Origin of the sequence: Thioalkalivibrio nitratireducens DSM 14787, assembly GCF_000321415.2 — a bacterium.
Classification (GTDB): domain Bacteria; phylum Pseudomonadota; class Gammaproteobacteria; order Ectothiorhodospirales; family Ectothiorhodospiraceae; genus Thioalkalivibrio; species Thioalkalivibrio nitratireducens.
Genome location: NC_019902.2, coordinates 1,057,019 through 1,077,056 on the forward strand (window position 1 = coordinate 1,057,019; position 20,038 = coordinate 1,077,056).

A 20,038-nucleotide genomic window follows, 5' to 3' on the forward strand; every position below is an offset into this window, starting at 1 on the left:
CCTAGCGATGCAGCCGTACGCACACTCCCTGTGCGACTAAAAGCGAAAAGAATTACCACAGCGCTGCCCGGGGGCACAAGCGCGGCGGCCGGAAGCATTCGCTCCGATGGTCTGAGGAATTGGCGAGGACACGGGATTTATCCGCAGGTCTTCGCCGCGTCAGAACGCGGAGAGCCGGTTCACCTCGTGCAGCGCGCGTGCCAGCACAGCGCGGTGACCTCGGTCAGATCGTGCGCGGCGGTCTGCCTGCCGTTCGCGTCGAACAGGCAGAGCTCCACGCGCTCCGTGACCTCCGAGTACAGCGAGAAGTTCGTGCCCTTGCCATCGAACGTGGCCCCGAGCGGGTAGGGCTCACCCGGCAACGGCACCGCTGCTAACGGTTTGCTCACACTGGAATCCCGCTTCATCGTGCCCTCGCGATCCGGCCCGGCAACCGGGCGTGATATCGGACGCACGGAATCGCGGACCAGCAGGCAGCGGTGCACCGCCCACGCGATCCCGGACGCAAACCCGGAGTTCACTCCCGATCAGCATAGGCCGCGCAACGGGGGAATGTGTACCCCGCTGCGCGCAGCGGCATTCGGAAGGGTCGCATTGATCGGGTGCCGTGGCGAGTGCAGCCTTCAGCGAGGTCGTCACAAGGGCATTTCTGCGCAGGCAGAGTGACGGGCTCGTGCTAACTCTCATGGCCCCCGGGTCCCGCAAGCGGGAGAGGGGAGAGATGCGCGGCTTTCGCGTTAAATTAGAATGCAAGAATATGGCGGTCGTGTCGCCCCGCTTGGCAGGCTTGTGCCCCGGAAATAGAAGAACTTTAAAGCAGAATTGATTGCAGTCATTTTCCCCCGCTGCGGTATCGCTTTTACTGGTTCCCAGATCCAGAGGAGGAGGCTGTCGACATGGGTGACCGGTCCAAAGAATTTTCCAAGTCGCGCCGGCATTTCCTGCAGCTTGCAGGTGCGGCAGGATTTGGCGCCGTCGCAACACCTGGGGCTGTGCTGGCGCAGTTCCGGTATTTGGCGCCGACACGCGTCGAAAATCCACTTGCTCATTATCCGGACAGGAACTGGGAACACATCTATCGCGATATCTACCGCAGTGACGGCTCTTTTGTTTTTACCTGTGCGCCGAACGACACGCACAATTGTCTGCTTCGCGCCTTTTACAAGAACAAGGTACTGACACGAATCGAGCCCACCTACGGTTATCACAAGGCGACCGATCTGGAGGGGAACCAAGCATCTGCGCGGTGGGATCCCCGCTGCTGCCAAAAGGGGCTCGTACTTACGCGGCGTCTGTATGGCGACCGTCGCGTCAAGGGAGCCTTCCTGCGCAAGGGGTTCAAGGACTGGGTGGACGAGGGCTTCCCGCGGGATGCGACGACCGGTATGCCTCCGAAGCACTTCCTCAATCGCGGCTGGGATTCATGGGTCAAGGTGTCGCACGAGGAGGCCGCCGATTATCACGCGCGGACGTTGCGGAGTATCGCCGAAACCTATTCCGGCGAGCAGGGGCGGCGCCACCTGGAAGCCCAGGGTTACCACCCCTCGATGATCGATGCGATGGACGGGGCCGGCACGCGCACGATGAAAGTGCGGGGAGGCATGGCCAAGCTGGGTGCGGCGCGCCTGCTTGGCACTTTCCGCATGGGCAACAGCCTGGCCCTGCTCGATCACCATGTCCGCGGCGTGGGACCGGATGAGGCCAAGGGCGCCGGCGCCTGGGATTCATATTCGTTCCACACCGATCTGCCGCCCGGCCACACCATGGTCTGCGGAGATCAAACCAACGACTTTGAGTTCCACGACGCCGACAACGCCGAGATGATCGTCGTCTGGGGCATGAACTGGATCTGCACCAAAATGCCCGACAGCCACTGGCTCACGGAGGCACGGCTCAAGGGGGCGAAGACCGTGGCGGTCACGGTGGAGTACTCGGCCACGGCCAACAAGTGCGACGAGGTTCTGGTCATCCGCCCGGGCACCGATCCCGCCCTCGCCCTGGGCATGGCCGGCGTCATCATTCGGGAGGGCATCTACGACAAGGATTTTGTTCGTCGCTACACCGACCTGCCGGCACTCGTGCGCATGGACACACTGGAAGGTCTGAAGGCACGGGACGTTTTTCCCGGCCACGTGGAACGTCAGCTGGACAACTGGACCCACGTGCTGGGTGCCGGGGAGGAGGAGCCACCGGTGCATCAGCAGAACGGCCGCTATATCCCCCATGCGCTGAAAGGTGAGTTCTCCGATTTCGTGGTCTGGGACAAGGCCACGGGAGAGCCGGTCGCCGTTGGTACGGATCAGCTCGGCGACCACTTCGACAAGCTGGGAATCGATCCGGCGCTGGAGGGGAGCTTCCGTGTCCGAACCGTCGATGGCAAGACGGTCGAGGTGCGCCCGGTGTTCGATCTTACCCGGCAGTACATCGACGACAACCTGACTCCGGAGCAGGTGGAGGCGATCACCTGGGCGCCGCGGGGATCCGTGGAAAGCGTCGCGCGGGATATCGCCAAACATGCCGGAAAGACGCTGGTTCCCTGCGGCATGGGTCCGAACCAGTTCTGGAACAACGACAACAAGGACCGCGCGATCTTCCTGTTGGTGGCACTCACCGGTAACGTCGGCCGGCATGGTGGCAACATCGGCAGTTACGCCGGCAACTACCGGGTCAGCCTGTTCTCCGGCGCCGGGCTCTGGACGGGAGAAGATCCCTTCAACGTCCAGATCGATCCCGAGGGGCCGGTTTCCCGGAGAAGCACCCTGCGCTACGAATCGCTGCACTACTGGGCAAACGGCGAGCGCATCATGATGGCCGGCGACAAAGTGATTACCACGGGTAATCATGTCCCGACCCCTACCAAGGCCATCTGGCAAACGAACTCCAACTCCAGTCTGGGCAACCAGAAGGGCCATTACGATGTTGTGAACAACACCCTTCCCAAGTGCGAGCTGGTCGTTTACAACGACTGGTGGTGGACGGCGTCGTGTGAATACAGCGATATCGTCTACGGGGTGGACTCCTGGATGGAGTTCAAGCATCCGGACATGACGGCGTCCAACACCAATCCTTTTCTGCAAATCTTCCCGGCAACCCCGCTGCGACGCACCTACGGAACGGTGCACGATCTGGAAACCTATCTACTGGTGAGCCGCGCTCTGAGCGATCTGACCGGAGACCGGCGCTTCGTGGACCTGTGGCGGTTCGTCGAGGAGAACCGGGTCGACGTCTATCTGCAGCGCATCCTCGATCACTCCGCCAACCTCCGCGGTTACCAGTTCCACCATCTCAACGGGCTGGCACGGGCCGGCATCCCGGCGCTGGTGAACAATCGTACTTACCCGCGGGTGTTCAGCTACGAACAGGTCGCCGAGTCCAAACCCTGGTACACGAAAACGGGGCGGCTGGAATTCTACCGGCCCGAGCCCGAGTTCATCGAGGCGGGCGAGAACCTGGCGGTCTACCGGGAACCTTCGGAAGCCACCTTCCACGAGCCCTGCGCGATCCTGGCCAAGGAGCACCCGGCGATTCGGCCCAAGCGGCCGGCGGACTGGGGCATCCCGGCCGACGACCGCAGCCACCAGAACCGGCAGATGCGCAACACGACGATGGACGGGGCCTCGCTGCTGGCATCGAAGCATCCGCTGATCGAAGCGGGCTACCGCTACGTGTTCCACACGCCGAAATACCGGCACGGCGCGCACACCACTCCGATCGACACCGATTACATGATGATGCTGTTCGGACCGTTCGGGGACATCTACCGCCGTGACAAGCGCATGCCCGGCACCAGTGAAATGTACGTTGACATCAATCCCTCCGATGCGAAGGAGCTCGGTATTGCCGACGGCGATTACGTCTGGATCGACGGAGATCCGGAAGAGCTCCCTTTCCGCGGCTGGCAGCAAGAGGGCCGGGAGGACGCGTACAAGGTCGCGCGACTGATGGCCCGGGCCCGCTACTACCCGGGGACGCCCCCAGGCATCACCCGCATGTGGTTCAACGGATACATGGCGACGCCCGGCTCCGTGCAAGGGCACGAGGGCCGTGAGGACGGCATCGCCAAGAGCCCGGAGACCAACTACCAGGCCATGTTCCGCTATGGCGGCCACCAGAGCCTTACCCGGTCATGGCTCAAGCCTACGCACCAAACCAACAGCCTCGTGTGGCGCAGGCTCTTCAGCCACGTGCAGGGGCAAGGTTTCGCCGCGGACGTGCACTGTGTCACCGGTGCCCCGCGCGAGTCCATGGCCAAGTTCACCAAGGCGGAACCGGGCGGCATCGGCGGCGAAGGGCTTTGGCGGCCGGTGAGCCTCGGGCTTCGACCCGCGGCCGAGAGCGAGGCGCTGCAACGATATCTCAAGGGCGCCTACGTCCTTGCATCCGACAAAGAACAGTCCTGAGGAGGTTTTGCTATGCCGAGCGTTTACAACTGGCAGCTGGGGCGGACGATGGAGTACCCCTTCGAAGGCGTGCGGCCCAAGCGGCAGTTTGCGATGATTCTCGATACCAACAAGTGCATCGCCTGCCAGACTTGCACCGTCGCGTGCAAGACCGCCTGGACCGCCGGCCGCGGGCAGGAATACATGCTCTGGAACAACGTCGAAACCAAGCCCTACGGGTACTACCCCCTGGGCTGGGACGTCAATATCCTCGACCGCCACGGTGTGCAGGACGTCAACGAGGCCGTGTACAAGGGCAAGACCCTGTTCGAGGCAGCGCCGGACGGCGAGATCGTGCTGGGGTATCGACCCAAGGATGAGGACTACGCCTACCCGAACATCGGCGAGGACGACTGCACCGGTGAGATGGGGCAGGGCGCCTGGATGCAGATGCCGCACATGCAGTGGATGTACTATCTGCCCCGAATCTGCAACCACTGCACCTATCCCGCGTGTCTCTCGGCCTGCCCGCGGCAGGTCATCTACAAGCGCGAGGAGGATGGGATCGTGCTCCTCGATCAGGAGCGCTGCCGCGGCTACCGCGAATGCGTGACTGCCTGCCCGTACAAGAAGGTGTTCTTCAACCCGATGACCCGGGTTTCGGAGAAGTGCATTGGCTGTTACCCGGCGATCGAGAACAATCGGCAAACCCAGTGCACCATCACCTGTATCGGCAAGATCCGGCTCCAGGGCTTCATCACCACGCCGGACGAGGCGCGCGAAGACAACCCGCTGGACTACATCATCCACTTCGCCAAGGTTGCCAAGCCGCTGTATCCGCAGTTCGGGCTCGAGCCGAACACCTATTACATTCCGCCGGTGCACGTCCCCCCGCGCTACCTGCGGCAGATGTTCGGCTGGGGCGTGGAACAGGCCATCGAGACCTATCGCCGCGCCTACGAGGACCCCAAACTGCTCGGAGCGATGCTGCTGTTCGGTGCCACCTCGGCGATCATCCATCGCTTCAAGCTGGAGGGCGGCAAAGTAATCGGCTACGACGACAAGGGCGCCGAGCTGGTGCGCGTTCCGATGGTCGAGCCCACGTATGTGCGGGATGCCTACGACGCGCGCTTCGACACCTATCGCACCAACGTGACCTGACAGGAGGCATGCTCATGTGGCAGAAAACATTGGCTTCCGGCGCGGTGGCGCTGACTGCGGCGCTGATCGTCACCACGGCGATGGCCGCCGACATGATTCGGGCCGTTCCCGTCGATGCCGACGGGCCGCTGAAGGATCCCGATGCGGCGTTCTGGGAGGGCATCGAGTCGGTGCGGGTGCCTCTGCAGCCACAGATGGTGGTCCCGCCACGGCACCTGCAGCCGGCGGTGACCGAAATCTCCGCGCGAGCGGCACACAACGGTCAGTGGATCGGTGTGCTGATCGAATGGCCGAGCGCCGGTCCGAGGGACACCATCGTCTCGGATACTTTCGGTGACCAAGTGGCTGTCCAGTTCCCCGTGCAGGGCGAGGTGCAAAGCAGCCCTATGATGGGTCACGCGGGTGCCCAGGTGAACATTCTTCAATGGCGGGCCGCATTGCAGCGGGATCTCGCCAAGGGTGAACCGGACATACGCGATCTCTACCCTTACGCTTTGGTCGATGTCTACCCCGACGAGGTGCTGAGGCTCACCGACGCCCGCGCGTATACGGGTGCGCTCGGGCTGGACAACCCGGTCGCCAGGCCGTTCGAGAGCCCGGTTCTGGATCAGATGGCGGAAGGCTGGGGCACGCTGACGGTTCGGCCACTGCAGATGGCGGATGGCTGGGGTGTGTGGGAAGACGGAACCTGGCGCGTGGCCATTACCCGACCCATGCGGTATCTGAGCCCGGGGGATCCCGATCGGTTGACGCCAGGAAATACCAGCCGAGTGGCCTTCGCCGTGTGGGATGGCAACAACAACGAGGTGGGCGCCCGCAAGAGCTGGTCGAACTGGACTCCGTTGCGGATCGAGGAATGGCCCATGAGCATCGAACCGAACGCCGTGATGGACGAAAAGGTCGGGGATATTCTGACCCGAGCCCACCGTTTCCAAACGCTCGCCGCCCTGTTTTCCTACCCGGATTCCGGCGGGTACGAGGCTTTGTGCCGATCCCTCGAGTCGCTGGGCAGAGCGGGCCGCGGTGTACGCGGAGCGGCCGAGCGCGATGCCATCGACGCGGTGGCGACAGCCTGGCGGCAGGCCGACGCTGCTCTGCTGCAGGCGGAGTACGGACGCCTGTTCCTTGGCCGGACTCCGTGTTCGCTGCATTCGGCGGCGTACAGCGGGGCGGGTAGCCTGGCGGGTCCGGCGGCCGAGATTGCCGACATCAGCGGCTTCTACCAGGCTTTCGGCGTCGATATCCGGGATGACCAGCCGGAGCGTCCCGACCACCTCGCCGCCGAACTGGAATTCTACGGCACCTTGCTCATCAAGCTTGCCTACGCCCAGCTCAGCGACTGGGTGGAAGCGTCCGACGTCACCGCAGCGGCGGCGCGCAGCTTTCTTTCAGACCATCTTGGCCGCTGGTCCGGTGTGCTAAGCGAGCGGCTGCAGCGGAACGACGCAGCCGCTCCGTTCCGCACGCTGGCCGCATGGCTGGACAGACTGCTCGATGACGAGTGTCAGCGTTTCGGTGTCAAAGCCGAACCCTTCGGCGAGCCGATCACCGATAGCGAGAGCGCCGACTCGATGATCTGTCCGCACGACGGGGCCGCTGTCCCCACGGGGCAGGCCCAGCCAGTGCATTTTCATCGCGCGCGGCATTGACCTTGGGGCGGTGGCCCGGGTCGGTGTGGCACCGCACCCGGGACCCCTGCCCCAGGCAGTTGGCCTTGCCGACGCCTGCAGGCGAGCACCGTGCTGCTCGCTAACCTGAACGCCCCCCGGTACCGGACGGCCATCACCGCAATCGCTAACTCGCTCGATCTCGGCCATGCCCACGCTCCCGCAAGTGGGTGACCGACGGCACGGGTAGTTGGCGCCGACCAACCGCTCTCCACGTGGCCCTCTAGTGGGCGCTGCGGGAAACGACCTGGGCCCGCGCCCTGTGCTCGTCAGTGGCATCGGTCCCGACGTGAATGATCCGCCGGCTTGCTCTGATGCCGACCAGTCGGCTGAATGGTGCGCTACCCTTACAACCAAACCCGCCACCCTCGATCCTCCCACGGGAGCGAGGGGTGGCGGCGATGCCAGCGGGTGCCAGCCCGTAAGGCAAGCGGCCCGATTCCGGTGCCACGACGGCGCGATTTTCGGCGCAACAGCCGGCATCGCGCGGGTTACCGATGAGGTCGATGCCCGAGGCATGGGCCGTGGAGGGAATGCTGGCGCTGAAAAATCCGTCCGTATCCCTGGAGTGCCGCGCCAGATGGCTGTGTATAGCGTGCAGCGATGGACTGGCTTGATTCCGATCCAGCCACAACGCGGTGTGGTCTTCAGCCGAAACAGGAATCACCGACGGGTTTTATGACAATGGCGAGCCTTTCCAAAACCATAGTGTTCGAAGACAAGCCGCAGATCTTCGAGGGTCTCAGCGAGGAGAGCCTGGAAAGAATCATTGCGAACTCGACCCTGCATGGCATCGATGCCGGTGTCATCCTGGTCCATCAAGGTGATGCACCGGCCAGCATCTACGTCACCGTCAGGGGTGCGCTGCGAACTTACCGCAGCAACAGCAATGGCAACGAAGCGACCATTCGTATGCTGAAGCCTGGCGACAGCTGCATGGAGGCCGTCATGTTCATGGGCGGTCCGTCGCCTATCAATGTCGAGGCCGTCGAGAACTCTGTCGTGCTGATGATTCCGGAACGAGTCGTGAAGGCCCAGGTGCTCGATGACGCACAGTTCGCGACGAACCTGTTGAGAATCGTCGCGCGGCACTACAAGAACACCATGCATCAGGTCGATGGCATGAACATGAAAACCCCTTTGCAGCGTGTCGGATATTATTTCCTGCTGCGCCATATCGAAGCAGGGCACGATACGTTGGATGTCGATCTTCCGTTCCAGAAAAAGCTGATTGCAAATTATCTCGGCATGACGCCGGAGACTTTTTCGCGTGTCCTGAAACAGATGCGGGAGTACGGAATCGACGTCGGAAGCAGCCGGATCCGGCTCCGTGACGCCTTCACGCTGTGCCATTTCTGCGATACCGACTCGGCAGCCTTGTGCCCACATGGGAGCGATGCGGTGTGCAGCAGATGCCCTCCGCATTGAGTGACGGCCTTCGGCCTACAGTGCTTCTGCGATTTGGGGGGTCAATACAACACCACTGTCGGATCCAGGCTGCGCCACAAGTACCACGTGGCAACCGTGCGCCACGGTGCATGCCGCTCGCCGTGGCGCCGCAGGGTCCGGGGCGTGGGGCGTTCATTGTCGAGGTAGTGCAGCGCGACCGCCTTCTGCAGCCCGATGTCGTCGACCGGCCAGACGTCCGGCCGCAGCAGGTTGAAGATCAGGAACATCTCGGCGGTCCAGCGGCCGATCCCGCGCACATCGACGAGCTCGGCGATCACCGCCTCGTCGGTCATATCCTGCCAGCGCGCCGGCTGAATGCGGCCATCGACGAAGTGGCCGGCCAGATCCCGCAAATACTCGGCCTTGCGCCGCGACAGGCCGCAGGCCGCCAGCGACTCCAGCTCCAGCGCCACGATCTGCTCCGGCCGGACCGAGACCACAAATGCCGCGAAACGCTGCCAGACGCTGTCGGCGGCCTTCACCGAAATCTGCTGCCCGACAATCGCGCGCGCCAGCGTCTGGAACGGGTCGCCACGGGTCGTCAGCACCGCGTCGGGATAGCGCGCGATCAGCGCGGCCATCACCGGGTCAGTCCCGGCAAGATCGGCGCAGGCGCGCTTCCAGTACTCGGGTATCGGCATCGTGCTCCATCAGTCAAGGGTACGAATCGGGGTTGGGCGGCTCGGAGTCTTCAACCCGCGGCGGGCGCGGGCCGTAGGCCGGCATGCATGGTAGAGGCGAGCTTCCTGCCAAAACACCATCTCCCAGCGGCACTTTCCACCCGGTCGATACTGGAACGCAAATGCCGGCATTGGCACAGTTCCATGCCCGCCGCTCCAGGCCGCGTAGCGGCGCGGTACGACACGCTGCTCCCGCTGGATCGAGGACCGCAGGAAGCCCTTGATGGCAGCTCCCGGACTGCCGGGCTCGCTCATTCAACGTCCCCGCTCAAGGAAGAGACCATCGCATGCCCATGCCCGCTCGACGCAGCGCGACACGACGTGGTACCAGGGGGGGGGGGTGTAGCTCAGGCTGACCTGAGCGAAGCGGGGTTGCCGCATGTCCTTACCTCCGGCTCCGAAGCACTTCCGTGGGAGTATGACCTGGAGGCTTCCCGGGACGGCGGGTGGGGATCAAGAAAGGTGGGTGCCCAGATTCTTGGCCAGGTCAGCGGAAATCCCAGGGGTTCAGCAGTACAAGTTCTGGAATCATCTGGAAATCCGCGATGTTCCGGGTCGCCAGCACGCCGCGGTTGACGATCGTGATCGCCGCGATCATGCCATCCTGTACGCTTAGCGTGAAAGAACCCGAGGTCGGGACGAGCGAGATTCTGGCGTGACGCATGCCGGTGCGCAAATACCTGCTTGCGGGACTCGAAGAGCCTGTGTGGCGGCTCAGGTGGCGGTGAGATAGCCGTGCTTTTCCAGCATCTTCAGCCAGCGCGGCGCGTTGCGCTGCACGACGAGAGCCTCGTAATCGACGGTGCGGTCCTGGTAGGGGGTCGCATGATTGAGCATGGCGTAGACGATGCGCAGGAGCTTGTGCGCCAGGGCCACGATGGAGCGCTTGTGTCCCTTGCGGATGGACAAGGCCGAAAACTTGTCCTTGAGCGCACAGCGGGTGCGGGAGGCGGCTTGCGCGAACTCGCACAGCAGGCGACGGACCCAGGCGTTGCCCTTGCGCGTGCGTCCGCTCTTGCGTTTACCGGCGCTCTCGTGGTTGCCGGGGCAGATGCCGACCCAGGAAGCCAGGCGTTCCGCGTTGCCGAAGCTCGCCATGTCGGTGCCGATTTCGACGAGCAGCATGGCGGCGCCAATGCGGTCGATGCCGGGCACGGTTTCCAGCAGGCACACCTGCGGTTCCCAGGGGGCCAGACCCGCAAGCAGTTCCTGTTCGAAGCGGGCGATCATGGCCTCGAGGTACTCGATGTGCGCCAGAACCTCGTTGAGCACGAAGCGGTGCCTGGTGCTCAGTTCCTCCGGTTGCAGGGCTTCGAACAGTTCTTCGCGGGAAGCCCGCAGGCGGCCGGCGAGGTCGAGGATCGCGTGCATGGGGGCATCGGCGAGCAGGGCCTTGATCATGGCCCGTGCCGACGCGCCGTGTACGTCGGAGACCAGCACGTTCAGGCGAATCCCGGCATCGGTCAGCACCTTGTGCAGCCGGTTCTTCTCCGCGGCCAGCATCCCGACCAGCTTCTGGCGCTGCCGGGCGATCAGGCGCAGATGGCGGATCTCGGCCGGAGGAATGAACGAAGCCCGCAGCAGACCGGCACGGGCCAGCGTGGCCAGCCACTGGGCATCGGAGAGGTCGGTCTTGCGGCCAGGCACGTTTCGGGCGTGACGGGCATTGACCACCCAGGCCATGACGCCCACACGCTCAAGGGCCGCATAGGGGCTCTTCCAGTAGATCCCAGTGCTCTCCATCACCACGACCTCGGGTCAAACCCGCGAACCCACTCGGCCAACGCCCGCCGATCGCGCTTGAAACCCCCGAATTCCCGGTGCTCCACCGCCACACTGCCATCGGGCTGCTCGATCAGCGCACAGGCCGTGATCTTGCTCTGGTGCACATCCAGACCGACAACGCGCCGGTGAATCGGGGTAATGTCCATGCTGACCTCCTCGGGCAAACGCACTATCCTTCACGATGTGCTGTCGCCAAGGGCGCCGTCCTTCAACGGCCTGTCGGGACTCGACGGCTCTTTTTAGCGTGCGCTGTCCATGACCCTTCCAGGCCATGCCAGGCAATCCGGGTACGAGTGAAGGGCAGCGGGTCGAGTTAGCGTGCGCGGTCAGGCGCCATCAAGAATTATCGCGACCTCAGCCCGACGCGACAGCACGCCCATTATCTTTCATCATCGGGGGTGCCGCGCGCCCGGCGGCATGACAGTTAGCGTGAAAATACGCCGCCCTAGAATCGTATGTCTCTGATTTATAATCGTAGTTTCATCCTTCGGGGTGCCTCGCGGCCGAGGGCATGACAGTTAGCGTGCGGCCGTGGCGCCTGGCCTCACCCATGAGGGTCCCGTACGCGAGCGCCGCGGATTCTGTGAACGGAAAGATGCGGTCGGCGAACCGGGTCCGCCATGCATCGAGGCCGCGCGCCAAGCGTGCCGCACGCTGGTCCGGATGGAGCTTCTGGATTCCGAAGGCGATCTACGCGATGGTCACGGTCGGGAGGGCGACCTCCGCGTCGAAACGAATCAACCAATCCAGGACATGTCGATCCGGCGCCTTGCGCAGCGTTTCGGACACCACGTTGGTATCCGCGAAGATCACAGGTCGATGCCCGTATGCGGTTTGCGCTCCTCGCGGATCAGTGCCTCGAGATCGATGTCGGCCGCACAATCTCGCGCCAGCCTCTCGTAGAAGGCATGCGCCGGCTCGTTGCCGAGCTGCCGGGCCTGGTACATCTCCAGTGCCCGCTCCACCACTTCCGCCACGGAGCGGCGTTCGTAGCGGGCCAGCCGGTGGGCCAGTTCGCGCGCCTTGGCGCTGCGCACGGAAAGCTGTGGTTCGGCCATGCGATCGGCTCCTGAAGCCCGGGATACCCGCGGGGCCAGCCAGCATAAGCCGGAGCGTGGCAGCCGGCAAGATGGCTGAAGATGGCAGTGCGGCCAGCCGTGGCTCCTTGTGCATGGAGAAAGATGGGTGTCATCGTCATCGCGGTCGACAAACGCGACCGCCTGGCGGCGTACAAGGCGGCGGTGAGTCGCCGCTCGAAGTGACGAACGACGAGGGGTAGAACCTGCTGTCCTCTAGTCGCGGTACCTGACCGCAGGTCATGCCGCCCGCGTCTCGAACAGCACGCGCGCCGCGCGCATTCCGCGCAGGTACGCCCGGTTGCGGGCGACCCAGTGCTGCATCAGGTGCTCCCGGCGCCCGCCGCAGCCGAACGCCGGGCGCGGTCGCGAGCCATGTCAGGGCCACGCCGGGAGGTGGGCGGTGACCGCAGGAGGCCTGTGTTTGCCACCCTCGGCAAACCGGACTAAATTTCCAACAATGTCCCTCGCTCAAGGATGAGACCATCGCATGCCCAGCCCCGCTCGTCAGCGTCGAAGCGACCCCGATAGGAACGGCGGCAGCGTGAACCGCGGTGCATCCTGGGTTTCATCCGCCTGCATCCAACGGACTCAAGACCCCGCGACCGCCACGATTGAGCACGTGCGTGTAGATCTGTGTAGTCGAAACGTCCTTGTGCCCCAACAGCTCCTGCACCGTGCGTATGTCGTAGCCCGCCTCGAGCAGATGTGTCGCGAAGGAATGGCGCAACGTGTGGCTGCTGGCCGGCTTCAGAATTCCGCTCGCGCGCACGGCCGAGCGGATGGCACGTTGTACCGCAGACTCGTGCAAATGGTGCCTTCGCCTGACCCCCGTTCGCGGGTCGACTCCAGGCTGCGCTGCCGGAAACAGGAATTGCCAGGCCAGTTCGCGCCCCGCGTTCGGGTATTTTCGTTCCAGCGCATGTGGCAGCCACACGGGCGCGAGGCGTTCGGAGCGGTCGGCCGAATGCAGCAGCCGAACACGCCCTTGCTGCACCCGCAGCGGCTCGGTCAGCGATGCAGGCAGGAGAGTGCGCCGGTCCTTTGCTCCCTTACCCTCGCGCACCGTGATCTCGCGCCGTTCCAGGTCCACGTCCTTGACCCGCAGACGCAAAGCCTCCATCAGCCGCAACCCCGACCCGTACATCAAGGCTGGCCAAGAGCCAGTGGACACCATCAAGGCGCGCCAGCAGCGCACGCACTTCCTCGCGCGTGAGCACGACCGGCACCCGTGGCGGCTTTTTCGCGCGTGTTACGCCGTCGAGCCAGGGGAGGTCCGTTCCGAGTACCTCACGATACAGGAACAAGATCGCTGCGAGTGCCTGATTCTGCGTGGAAGGAGCCACGTTCTCATGTACCGCAAGGTGACTGAGGAACGCCTCCACCTCCGGAGCGCCCATCTCGCGCGGATGCCGCTTCCCGTGAAACACGATGAACCGGCGAATCCAATGAACGTAAGCATGCTCGGTGCGCAGGCTGTAATGCTTGACACGGCAGCGCTCGCGAACCTGATCGAGCAGCCGCGGTAGACGGGGCGTTTCCATGGCCACGTTTCCTCCCTGAGTTACCGCCACGTATCCTGGGGCCAGGGCCCGAAAAACAGGACCCTACCCTGCGTGTGCCGGGATTATATGGCATTATCGGCGCATTGCGATCCGCCGCTTTTGCGGTCGCCTGAGCCGGCGCGTTAGCCCAATCAAGTGATGCCATGAGGCAGAAAATAGTTCTCATTTCTTGTGTAAGCCAAAAATTGCCTCATCGAGCAAAGGCAAGAGATCTGTATGTGAGTACGCTCTTTAAACTCAATCTCAAATATGCAAATAGTTTGAGCCCAAATGAAATCTATGTTCTTTCCGCAAAACACGGGCTTTTGGAATTAGAGCGAGAACTTGAGCCATACGAGCAAACACTCAACAATATGCGAACCGCTGATATCAAAGAGTGGGCAAACAACGTCTTGCGGCAATTTAGGTCCGTTGCCTCTTTGGAAGAAGCGGAGTTCATATTTCTTGCTGGCGATAAATATCGAAAATATTTGTTGCCACACATCAAAAATGCTGTTGTCCCCCTCGAAGGGCTACGAATTGGCGAACAGCTCCAGCGCCTCAAGGATCTGACTGCATGAGCAAGGAATGTGAGGCCATACATGTATTAGCCAGAAAGCTTGAAAGGCATAACTTCCCTTTTTCTGAATCACATATCCCGGTAAATGGAATCTATATCTTGTTTGAAAAAGGGGAGCATGGCCATGGTGGAGAGCGCATAGTTAGAATAGGCACTCATACGGGAGAGAAGCAACTCCGCTCTAGGCTTAAACAGCACTTTCTAAATGAGAACAAGGACAGGAGCATCTTTAGAAAACACATCGGTCGCTCATTACTCAACCAGAGCAATGATCCGTTTCTTGAGTTCTGGGAATTGGATCTTACGACTAGAAAGGCCAAGGATAAGTATGCACATTTAATTGACTTTGAGTATCAAAAATCAATCGAATTTCGCGTCAGTCAGCATATTCAAAGCAACTTCTCATTTTGCGTGTTTGAGGTAAATGATAAGACAGAAAGACTAGAAATGGAATCAAAGATAATTTCTACCGTTTCATGGTGCAAGAACTGTGGACCATCAGAAAACTGGCTTGGCAACTATTCCCCAAAACAGAAGATCGCGGAAAGTGGTCTGTGGTTGGTTAATGAGCTATATAAAACACCCTTTGATGCTTCGGGTATTGAAGGTTTTTCAGAGATAATAAAGGGCTAACAATCACATGCACTCGGACAGCAAAAAGCGTCGCTCGTTCCTCGCTCTGCTTTTTGCTGCCGGTGATGCGTGGTGTTATCGCGCCGAGCAAAGCTCGGCGTATCTTGCGGGGTGGAAGTCCCCGTCGGGTAAGGGTTAGCCACCCACCCGTATCGAGTCTTGGACCTGTGGCGGAGTAAAGGAGGACGAACAAGGCAGGTTAAGCGTAGACAGAGAATCCTGTAGGCCACAGGGGTGATCGCGCACCCTGAAGTGCTGGTACAGCTTCGACAAGCTCAGTTCCGGGCGCCGAGGGTTTTAACGCACACCGAAGGCAACACAGAAGCACCCGTCAAGGCGAGGGTGTGGAGGTCCGGCGGAGTCCACAGGTCGTGGCTGCGAGGCAAGAGATACGTCGTAGAACTCGGGAAGCCCCGATGGGCTCCTGGACGGACTTGCCACCGACAGGGCATGCGGTTATTGAGGCACGCAAGGGGAAACCCGGAGACAGGGTTAGACCGAAGCCTAAAGCGGTGGGATGGGAGTCTGGACCAGGGAGGGCGCTGGAAGGCGTCCGTATGCGCTTGGGGTGTCTTATGGGGCATAGTAGTCGGCGGTCGGGAAAGCCGGCCACAGGGCGAAGGACCCCACGGAAGTACGTAGCCCGCAAAGGAAACTCGATGCCGGACACAGACGGACTGGGAGTACACGAGCCAACCGCCCTGCGGGGAATAGCCATGCGGGCGCGCGCCCGTAAGGACCACCGTTTTCGGGATTTATACCGGGAACTGAACGCCGAACTCCTGCACGCATGCTGGCGCGATCTGAACAAGAACGCGGCCAGTGGTGTGGATCGGATGACGGCGCAGGTGTACGAGACAGGACCTCGACACCCGCATACAGGACCTGGTGGAACGCCTGAAGACGAAGCGCTACCGGACCAAGCTGGTCCGACGCTGTTACATCCCCAAGGAGAACGGCCAGGAACGGGCGCTGGGGATACCGGCTCTGGAAGACAAGCTGGTGCAGCTCGCCTGCGCCAAGCTGCTGACGGCCATTTACGAGCAGGATTTTCTGCCTGTGAGCTATGGTTATCGGCCGGGTCGGGACGCCAAGGAAGCGGTGGGAGACCTGGGGTTCAATCTGCAATATGGCCGGTTCGGGCATGTCGTGGAAGCGGACATACAAGGCTTCTTTGATCATCTTGACCATGACTGGCTGCTGCGGATGCTGGCCCTGCGGATCGACGACCGGGCCTTTCTGCACCTGATTCGCAAATGGCTGAAGGCGGGGATTCTGGATACGGACGGGCAGGTGTTGCACCCGGACGCCGGGACTCCGCAAGGCGGCATCGTTTCTCCGATTCTGGCCAACGTGTACCTGCACTATGCGCTGGATCTCTGGTTCGAGCGGGTGGTGCGGCCGCGTTGTCGCGGCCAGGCGCTGCTCATCCGCTATGCGGATGATTACGTCTGCGCGTTCCAGTATCGCGAGGAAGCCGAGGGGTTCTACCGGGTTCTGCCCAAACGGCTGGCGAAGTTCGGCCTGGCCGTGGCACCGGAGAAGACCCGCATCCTGCGCTTCAGCCGATTTCATCCCGGGCTGCCTCGGCGGTTTGCGTTTCTCGGCTTCGAGCTGTACTGGAGTCGGGATCGCCGCGGCGACCTGCGGGTGATGAAGCGCACGGCGCGCAAGCGTCTGCAACGCGCCAAGCAGCGGATCAAGGAGTGGATCAAGGGCCATCGGCACTTGCCGGGGCGCCGGTTCATCCGGGAGTTGAACCGGAGATTGGGGGGGGCACTACAACTACTATGGGCTGCGCAGCAACGAGCAGGCGTTGCACAGCTTCTACCAGTGGGCGATCGGCTGTGCCTTCAAGTGGCTGAATCGTCGCGGTGGCAAGCGGAGCAGCTTCACCTGGGCCCAGTTCAATCGGGCGCTGAAGCGGTTGGGTGTCGCCTTCCCCCGAACCACGGAGAGACAGCACGCGCATGTGGCCTTTACGTAAGGGAACGTCCGTCGCGAAAGCGAGTACGACCGAGGAACCGGATGCGGGAAAACCGCACGTCCGGGACTGTGCCGGGGGCGCCGGGTAACCGGTGTTCCTACGGCGGAGGCGCAATTGACCCACCCGAAATCAGGGGGGGGGGGGCGAATAGGGAGAAATGTCACGAATGACCGAGAAACATAGCCCTATTGGAGGACTGCACGTTTTTTCTACGGGTACCGGGAGCATCCACACGGAACATCGATATGGAACCAGACTCCCGCAGATGTGGTGGGTCCTGTTCTCGCGCAACTGGGTCGAAGTGCCACTCAACGTCTTTGTGCTCGAGCATCCCAAAGGTTTGATTTTATTCGATGCCGGGCTGGATACAGCCGTGCTGACGAACCCGACGTATGTGGATAGCCGTATCGGGCGTTTTTTTATGCGCAGGTTGTTTCGGCTCAAGATGCGAGCAGAGGAGACGATAACAAACAAGCTTGCGGGTTTGGGGTTCGACGCCGCCGACGTCCGCAAGGTCGTCGTCTCGCACTTGCACTTTGATCATGTCGGAGGCATTGCAGAGGTCCCGCAGGCAGATCTTCTTGTCAGTCGCAACGAGTGGGCTCAACTCTCCGGGCCTCACCCGGAGAGAGACTTCATCTTCGGGGAGCATGTGCAGCGTCCCGGCGCCCGGTGGCAGGTCGTGGATTTCGAGCACACTCATGATCCTCTCCTGGCACCGTTTGGAGGCTGTCATGACGTCATGAATGACGGTTCGCTGATCCTACTGCCGACGCCTGGGCACACGCCAGGGTCGATTTCCATGCTGGCAAGAATCAAGGGCAGAGCACCAGTGCTGCTGATCGGTGACCTGGCGTACGAAGCGGAGTTGCTGATGAAGGATCAACTACCTGGTACGGGAAACAAGGCTCAACTTATTGACTCGTATGAAAAGGTACGTGACCTCAAGCAGCATTTGCCGGAGCTCGTTATCTTGCCGTCGCATGACTTCGCGGCTCAGGAGTACTTGTCGTCCAGTCCCGCCCAACAAGGTGCTCCAGCCGACCGCTCAACCGCTGCGCGGTTCAGCGTCGGCTGAGCGCTACGTTGGGCTTCGTGCCCCGAAGCACTAGATTTCTTTCAAGGAGCAAGCTTATGAAAGCAGTTCCTCCACTCGTTCTCGTCGCCGGGCTGGCGCTTGCCGCGCCGACGATAAATGCCTCCGGTGCCGGTGAGAAGAGCTATACACCGCATAGCGTCACCGCTCCGGATGACGTCACGCTGTCCGTGCAGGAATGGGGCAACTCGGAGGGTCAGACTATTCTGTTCATCCACGGATTTAGCCAGGCGCATATGAACTGGGAGCAGCAGGTTGAGGATCCGGAGCTTGCCAAGGAATTCCGGATGATCACTTTCGACCTGCGTGGTCACGGCATGTCGGACAAGCCCGAGGAGGCGGGTTATTATCGGGACAGCAAGCGGTGGGCCGGTGATGTGGCGGCCATCATCGAGAACCTGGATCTGGTGGATCCGGTGCTCGTGGCTTCTTCGATGGGTGGACGCGTCGTCGGCGACTACGTGGCCTATTACGGTGAAGCAGGGATCGGCGGGCTCATGTTCGTCGGTGCGATCCTCATGGATGACGCAGCCCGGTGGTTCGGGCCAGCTACCAAGCATCTGGTGCCCATGACCTCGGCGGACCTGGGTACGGCCATCGACGCGACCAAGCACTTTATCGATAGCTTTTTCGTGAACGCGCCGTCCGAGGATGAGGTTCGCACCTTGATTGCCTACAACATGATGACACCGCGCCATGTTCGCAAGGCGCTGCTCGGTCGGGAGGCGGATTACGAAAGGCATTGGCGCGAGCTCACCGTGCCGGTGCTCCTCTTTCATGGCGTCGAGGATCAGGTCATCGAATTGGGAATGTCTGAAAGTGCCGCCGAGCTGATCGAGCACGCGCAGACGTCGTACATAGATGGCATTGGCCATCTCCCTTTTCTGGAGGTCCCAGAACGGTTCAATACCAAGCTTGCGGAGTTCGTCCGGAAAGTCGGGGAAGATTGATGCGGATCTGGACGTCGCGCTGTCGATGGGACTCGATGCGAATAAGACCTCATGTTACCGTGAATGGGGAGCATTACGCTTTTGTCCCGGCAGAGTTCCGGTGCTGGACATCTGGGCCGGCGTTGAGTAGGGTGGCGCTGGAGACAACCGCCCACGGGAAACGCGATGCCCCCAGTCCGCACCCCTGCCGCGTTTTTGCGGCCATGTCGTCGAGGAACCGCACACGGATTTGATCCAGGGGCTGGTCGCCCGCTATCCCGGGCTCAGCCGCACGGAACTGGCCGCGACCGCCTGTGAGCTGCTGGGATGGCTGCGCGCCAACGGCAAGCCGAAGACCGTCGAGTGCAGGGCCTTCCTCGACACCCTGGAGGAACAGCAGCGGATCGTGCTGCCGGCGCGGCGGCAGAAGCGGGCCAAGCGGGTGGCCGTGGCGATCGCCACCGAGGACCGGCCGGCGCCGGTGCCGATCCAGGGGCCGCTCGCGGCGCTCGGTCCGCTGCAGCTGCACGCGGTCACCAGTGCCGAGCAGCGCCGCCAGTGGCGCGCTTTGGTCGAGCAGCATCACTATCGGGGGCATCGCATTCCCTTTGGCGCCCATCTGCGCTATCTCGCCGTGTCCGCGCAGGGGGTGGTCGGCTGCCTGCAATACTCGAGCCCCGCCTGGCGGCTGCAGGGCCGGGATCGCTGGATCGGCTGGAGCGACGCGCAGCGCCAGGAACGCTTGCAGCATGTGCTGTGCAACAGCCGGTTTCTGATCCTGCCCTGGGTGCAGGTCCCGAACCTGGCGAGCCACCTCCTGGCCCGGGGTGCCCGGCAGGTGGTGGCGGACTGGCCAGCGCAGTATGGTGTCACCCCCTGGCTGCTCGAAACGCTGGTGGACTCCCGCTTTCGCGGCGCCTGCTATCGGGCCGCCAACTGGATGGCGCTGGGTGAGACCACCGGCCGCGGCCGCGACGACCGCCGCCACCGCCGTCATGGCGCCGCGCCCAAAAGCGTGTGGCTCTATCCCCTGCACCGGCACAGCCGGCGCTGGCTGCGCGGGGAGGGCTAG

Annotated in this window: 14 protein-coding genes and 3 pseudogenes; 10 read left to right on the plus strand and 7 right to left on the minus strand. The window is 62.3% G+C overall.

The features are described from left to right. Window positions 1-197: 197 nt before the first annotated feature. Window positions 198-407, minus strand: a pseudogene (locus TVNIR_RS05190) (glycoside hydrolase family 13 domain protein); the annotation flags it as partial. A gap of 489 nt (window positions 408-896) precedes the next feature. Here TVNIR_RS05190 and TVNIR_RS05195 point away from each other — a divergent pair. The 4 genes from TVNIR_RS05195 to TVNIR_RS05210 all read left to right on the plus strand — a co-directional run bounded on the left by TVNIR_RS05195 (window position 897) and on the right by TVNIR_RS05210 (window position 8,635). Further along, window positions 897-4,400 (plus strand): molybdopterin-dependent oxidoreductase, encoded by a 3,504-nt coding sequence (locus tag TVNIR_RS05195; protein ID WP_015257936.1) that lies wholly within the window; start codon window positions 897-899, stop codon window positions 4,398-4,400. A 12-nt stretch (window positions 4,401-4,412) separates the two neighbouring features. Further along, on the plus strand, window positions 4,413-5,540 hold the full coding sequence (locus TVNIR_RS05200) for a 4Fe-4S dicluster domain-containing protein (RefSeq protein ID WP_015257937.1): 1,128 nt from the start codon (window positions 4,413-4,415) through the stop codon (window positions 5,538-5,540). Window positions 5,541-5,554: 14 nt separating this feature from the next. After that, window positions 5,555-7,189: an ethylbenzene dehydrogenase-related protein gene (locus TVNIR_RS18800; protein ID WP_015257938.1), complete on the plus strand. Its 1,635-nt coding sequence runs from the start codon at window positions 5,555-5,557 to the stop codon at window positions 7,187-7,189. Between the two features lie 621 nt (window positions 7,190-7,810). Beyond that, a complete protein-coding gene (locus TVNIR_RS05210; protein WP_211263147.1) occupies window positions 7,811-8,635 on the plus strand; it encodes a Crp/Fnr family transcriptional regulator in 825 nt (274 codons plus the stop codon). A 41-nt stretch (window positions 8,636-8,676) separates the two neighbouring features. Here TVNIR_RS05210 and TVNIR_RS05215 read toward each other — a convergent pair whose 3' ends face one another. The 6 genes and pseudogenes from TVNIR_RS05215 to TVNIR_RS21380 all read right to left on the minus strand — a co-directional run bounded on the left by TVNIR_RS05215 (window position 8,677) and on the right by TVNIR_RS21380 (window position 13,741). After that, window positions 8,677-9,297, minus strand: a complete 621-nt coding sequence (locus tag TVNIR_RS05215) for a DNA-3-methyladenine glycosylase family protein (protein ID WP_015257940.1) — start codon at window positions 9,295-9,297, stop codon at window positions 8,677-8,679. A gap of 324 nt (window positions 9,298-9,621) precedes the next feature. Beyond that, window positions 9,622-9,717 (minus strand): annotated as a pseudogene (locus TVNIR_RS21220) (Type I secretion system protein TolC); the annotation flags it as partial. A 333-nt stretch (window positions 9,718-10,050) separates the two neighbouring features. Beyond that, window positions 10,051-11,267, minus strand: a pseudogene (locus tag TVNIR_RS05220) (IS110 family RNA-guided transposase). 663 nt (window positions 11,268-11,930) lie between these two features. Beyond that, window positions 11,931-12,179, minus strand: coding sequence for a type II toxin-antitoxin system VapB family antitoxin (locus tag TVNIR_RS05225; protein WP_015257943.1), 249 nt, complete (start codon window positions 12,177-12,179; stop codon window positions 11,931-11,933). Between the two features lie 586 nt (window positions 12,180-12,765). Then, a complete protein-coding gene (locus tag TVNIR_RS21375) occupies window positions 12,766-13,320 on the minus strand; it encodes an integron integrase (protein ID WP_083499357.1) in 555 nt (184 codons plus the stop codon). Further along, on the minus strand, window positions 13,250-13,741 hold the full coding sequence (locus TVNIR_RS21380; RefSeq protein WP_015257945.1) for a phage integrase N-terminal SAM-like domain-containing protein: 492 nt from the start codon (window positions 13,739-13,741) through the stop codon (window positions 13,250-13,252). Before TVNIR_RS21380 ends, TVNIR_RS21375 begins: the two co-directional genes overlap by 71 nt. A 164-nt stretch (window positions 13,742-13,905) precedes the next feature. Between TVNIR_RS21380 and TVNIR_RS18825 the strand changes: the two genes are divergently transcribed. The 6 genes from TVNIR_RS18825 (at window position 13,906) to TVNIR_RS05250 (ending at window position 20,038) form a co-directional block, all read left to right on the plus strand. Next, window positions 13,906-14,322 (plus strand): DUF6884 domain-containing protein, encoded by a 417-nt coding sequence (locus TVNIR_RS18825; RefSeq protein ID WP_083499358.1) that lies wholly within the window; start codon window positions 13,906-13,908, stop codon window positions 14,320-14,322. Further along, window positions 14,319-14,954 carry a GIY-YIG domain-containing protein gene (locus TVNIR_RS18830; RefSeq protein WP_083499359.1) on the plus strand — a complete coding sequence of 212 codons (636 nt, stop codon included), beginning with the start codon at window positions 14,319-14,321 and terminating at the stop codon, window positions 14,952-14,954. Before TVNIR_RS18825 ends, TVNIR_RS18830 begins: the two co-directional genes overlap by 4 nt. 888 nt (window positions 14,955-15,842) lie before the next feature. Further along, complete coding sequence (gene ltrA, locus TVNIR_RS05235; RefSeq protein WP_015257946.1) at window positions 15,843-17,111, plus strand: group II intron reverse transcriptase/maturase; 1,269 nt, start codon at window positions 15,843-15,845, stop codon at window positions 17,109-17,111. 95 nt (window positions 17,112-17,206) lie between these two features. Further along, window positions 17,207-18,019 carry an N-acyl homoserine lactonase family protein gene (locus TVNIR_RS05240; protein WP_052316614.1) on the plus strand — a complete coding sequence of 271 codons (813 nt, stop codon included), beginning with the start codon at window positions 17,207-17,209 and terminating at the stop codon, window positions 18,017-18,019. A 56-nt stretch (window positions 18,020-18,075) separates the two neighbouring features. Then, window positions 18,076-18,987 (plus strand): alpha/beta fold hydrolase, encoded by a 912-nt coding sequence (locus tag TVNIR_RS05245; protein ID WP_052316615.1) that lies wholly within the window; start codon window positions 18,076-18,078, stop codon window positions 18,985-18,987. 229 nt (window positions 18,988-19,216) lie between these two features. After that, the gene (locus tag TVNIR_RS05250) at window positions 19,217-20,038 is read left to right on the plus strand and encodes a Druantia anti-phage system protein DruA (RefSeq protein WP_015257949.1); all 822 of its coding nucleotides are present in this window, start codon (window positions 19,217-19,219) and stop codon (window positions 20,036-20,038) included.

What these genes read in the sequence shown, in the direction of transcription:
- TVNIR_RS05195 (WP_015257936.1), top strand. Translation starts at nt 897, where the DNA reads ATGGGTGACCGGTCCAAAGAATTTTCCAAGTCGCGCCGGCATTTCCTG.
- TVNIR_RS05200 (WP_015257937.1), top strand. Translation starts at nt 4,413, where the DNA reads ATGCCGAGCGTTTACAACTGGCAGCTGGGGCGGACGATGGAGTACCCC.
- TVNIR_RS18800 (WP_015257938.1), top strand. Translation starts at nt 5,555, where the DNA reads ATGTGGCAGAAAACATTGGCTTCCGGCGCGGTGGCGCTGACTGCGGCG.
- TVNIR_RS05210 (WP_211263147.1), top strand. Translation starts at nt 7,811, where the DNA reads ATGGACTGGCTTGATTCCGATCCAGCCACAACGCGGTGTGGTCTTCAG.
- TVNIR_RS05215 (WP_015257940.1), bottom strand. Translation starts at nt 9,297, where the DNA reads ATGCCGATACCCGAGTACTGGAAGCGCGCCTGCGCCGATCTTGCCGGG.
- TVNIR_RS05225 (WP_015257943.1), bottom strand. Translation starts at nt 12,179, where the DNA reads ATGGCCGAACCACAGCTTTCCGTGCGCAGCGCCAAGGCGCGCGAACTG.
- TVNIR_RS21375 (WP_083499357.1), bottom strand. Translation starts at nt 13,320, where the DNA reads ATGGAGGCTTTGCGTCTGCGGGTCAAGGACGTGGACCTGGAACGGCGC.
- TVNIR_RS21380 (WP_015257945.1), bottom strand. Translation starts at nt 13,741, where the DNA reads ATGGAAACGCCCCGTCTACCGCGGCTGCTCGATCAGGTTCGCGAGCGC.
- TVNIR_RS18825 (WP_083499358.1), top strand. Translation starts at nt 13,906, where the DNA reads ATGAGGCAGAAAATAGTTCTCATTTCTTGTGTAAGCCAAAAATTGCCT.
- TVNIR_RS18830 (WP_083499359.1), top strand. Translation starts at nt 14,319, where the DNA reads ATGAGCAAGGAATGTGAGGCCATACATGTATTAGCCAGAAAGCTTGAA.
- TVNIR_RS05240 (WP_052316614.1), top strand. Translation starts at nt 17,207, where the DNA reads ATGTGGTGGGTCCTGTTCTCGCGCAACTGGGTCGAAGTGCCACTCAAC.
- TVNIR_RS05245 (WP_052316615.1), top strand. Translation starts at nt 18,076, where the DNA reads ATGAAAGCAGTTCCTCCACTCGTTCTCGTCGCCGGGCTGGCGCTTGCC.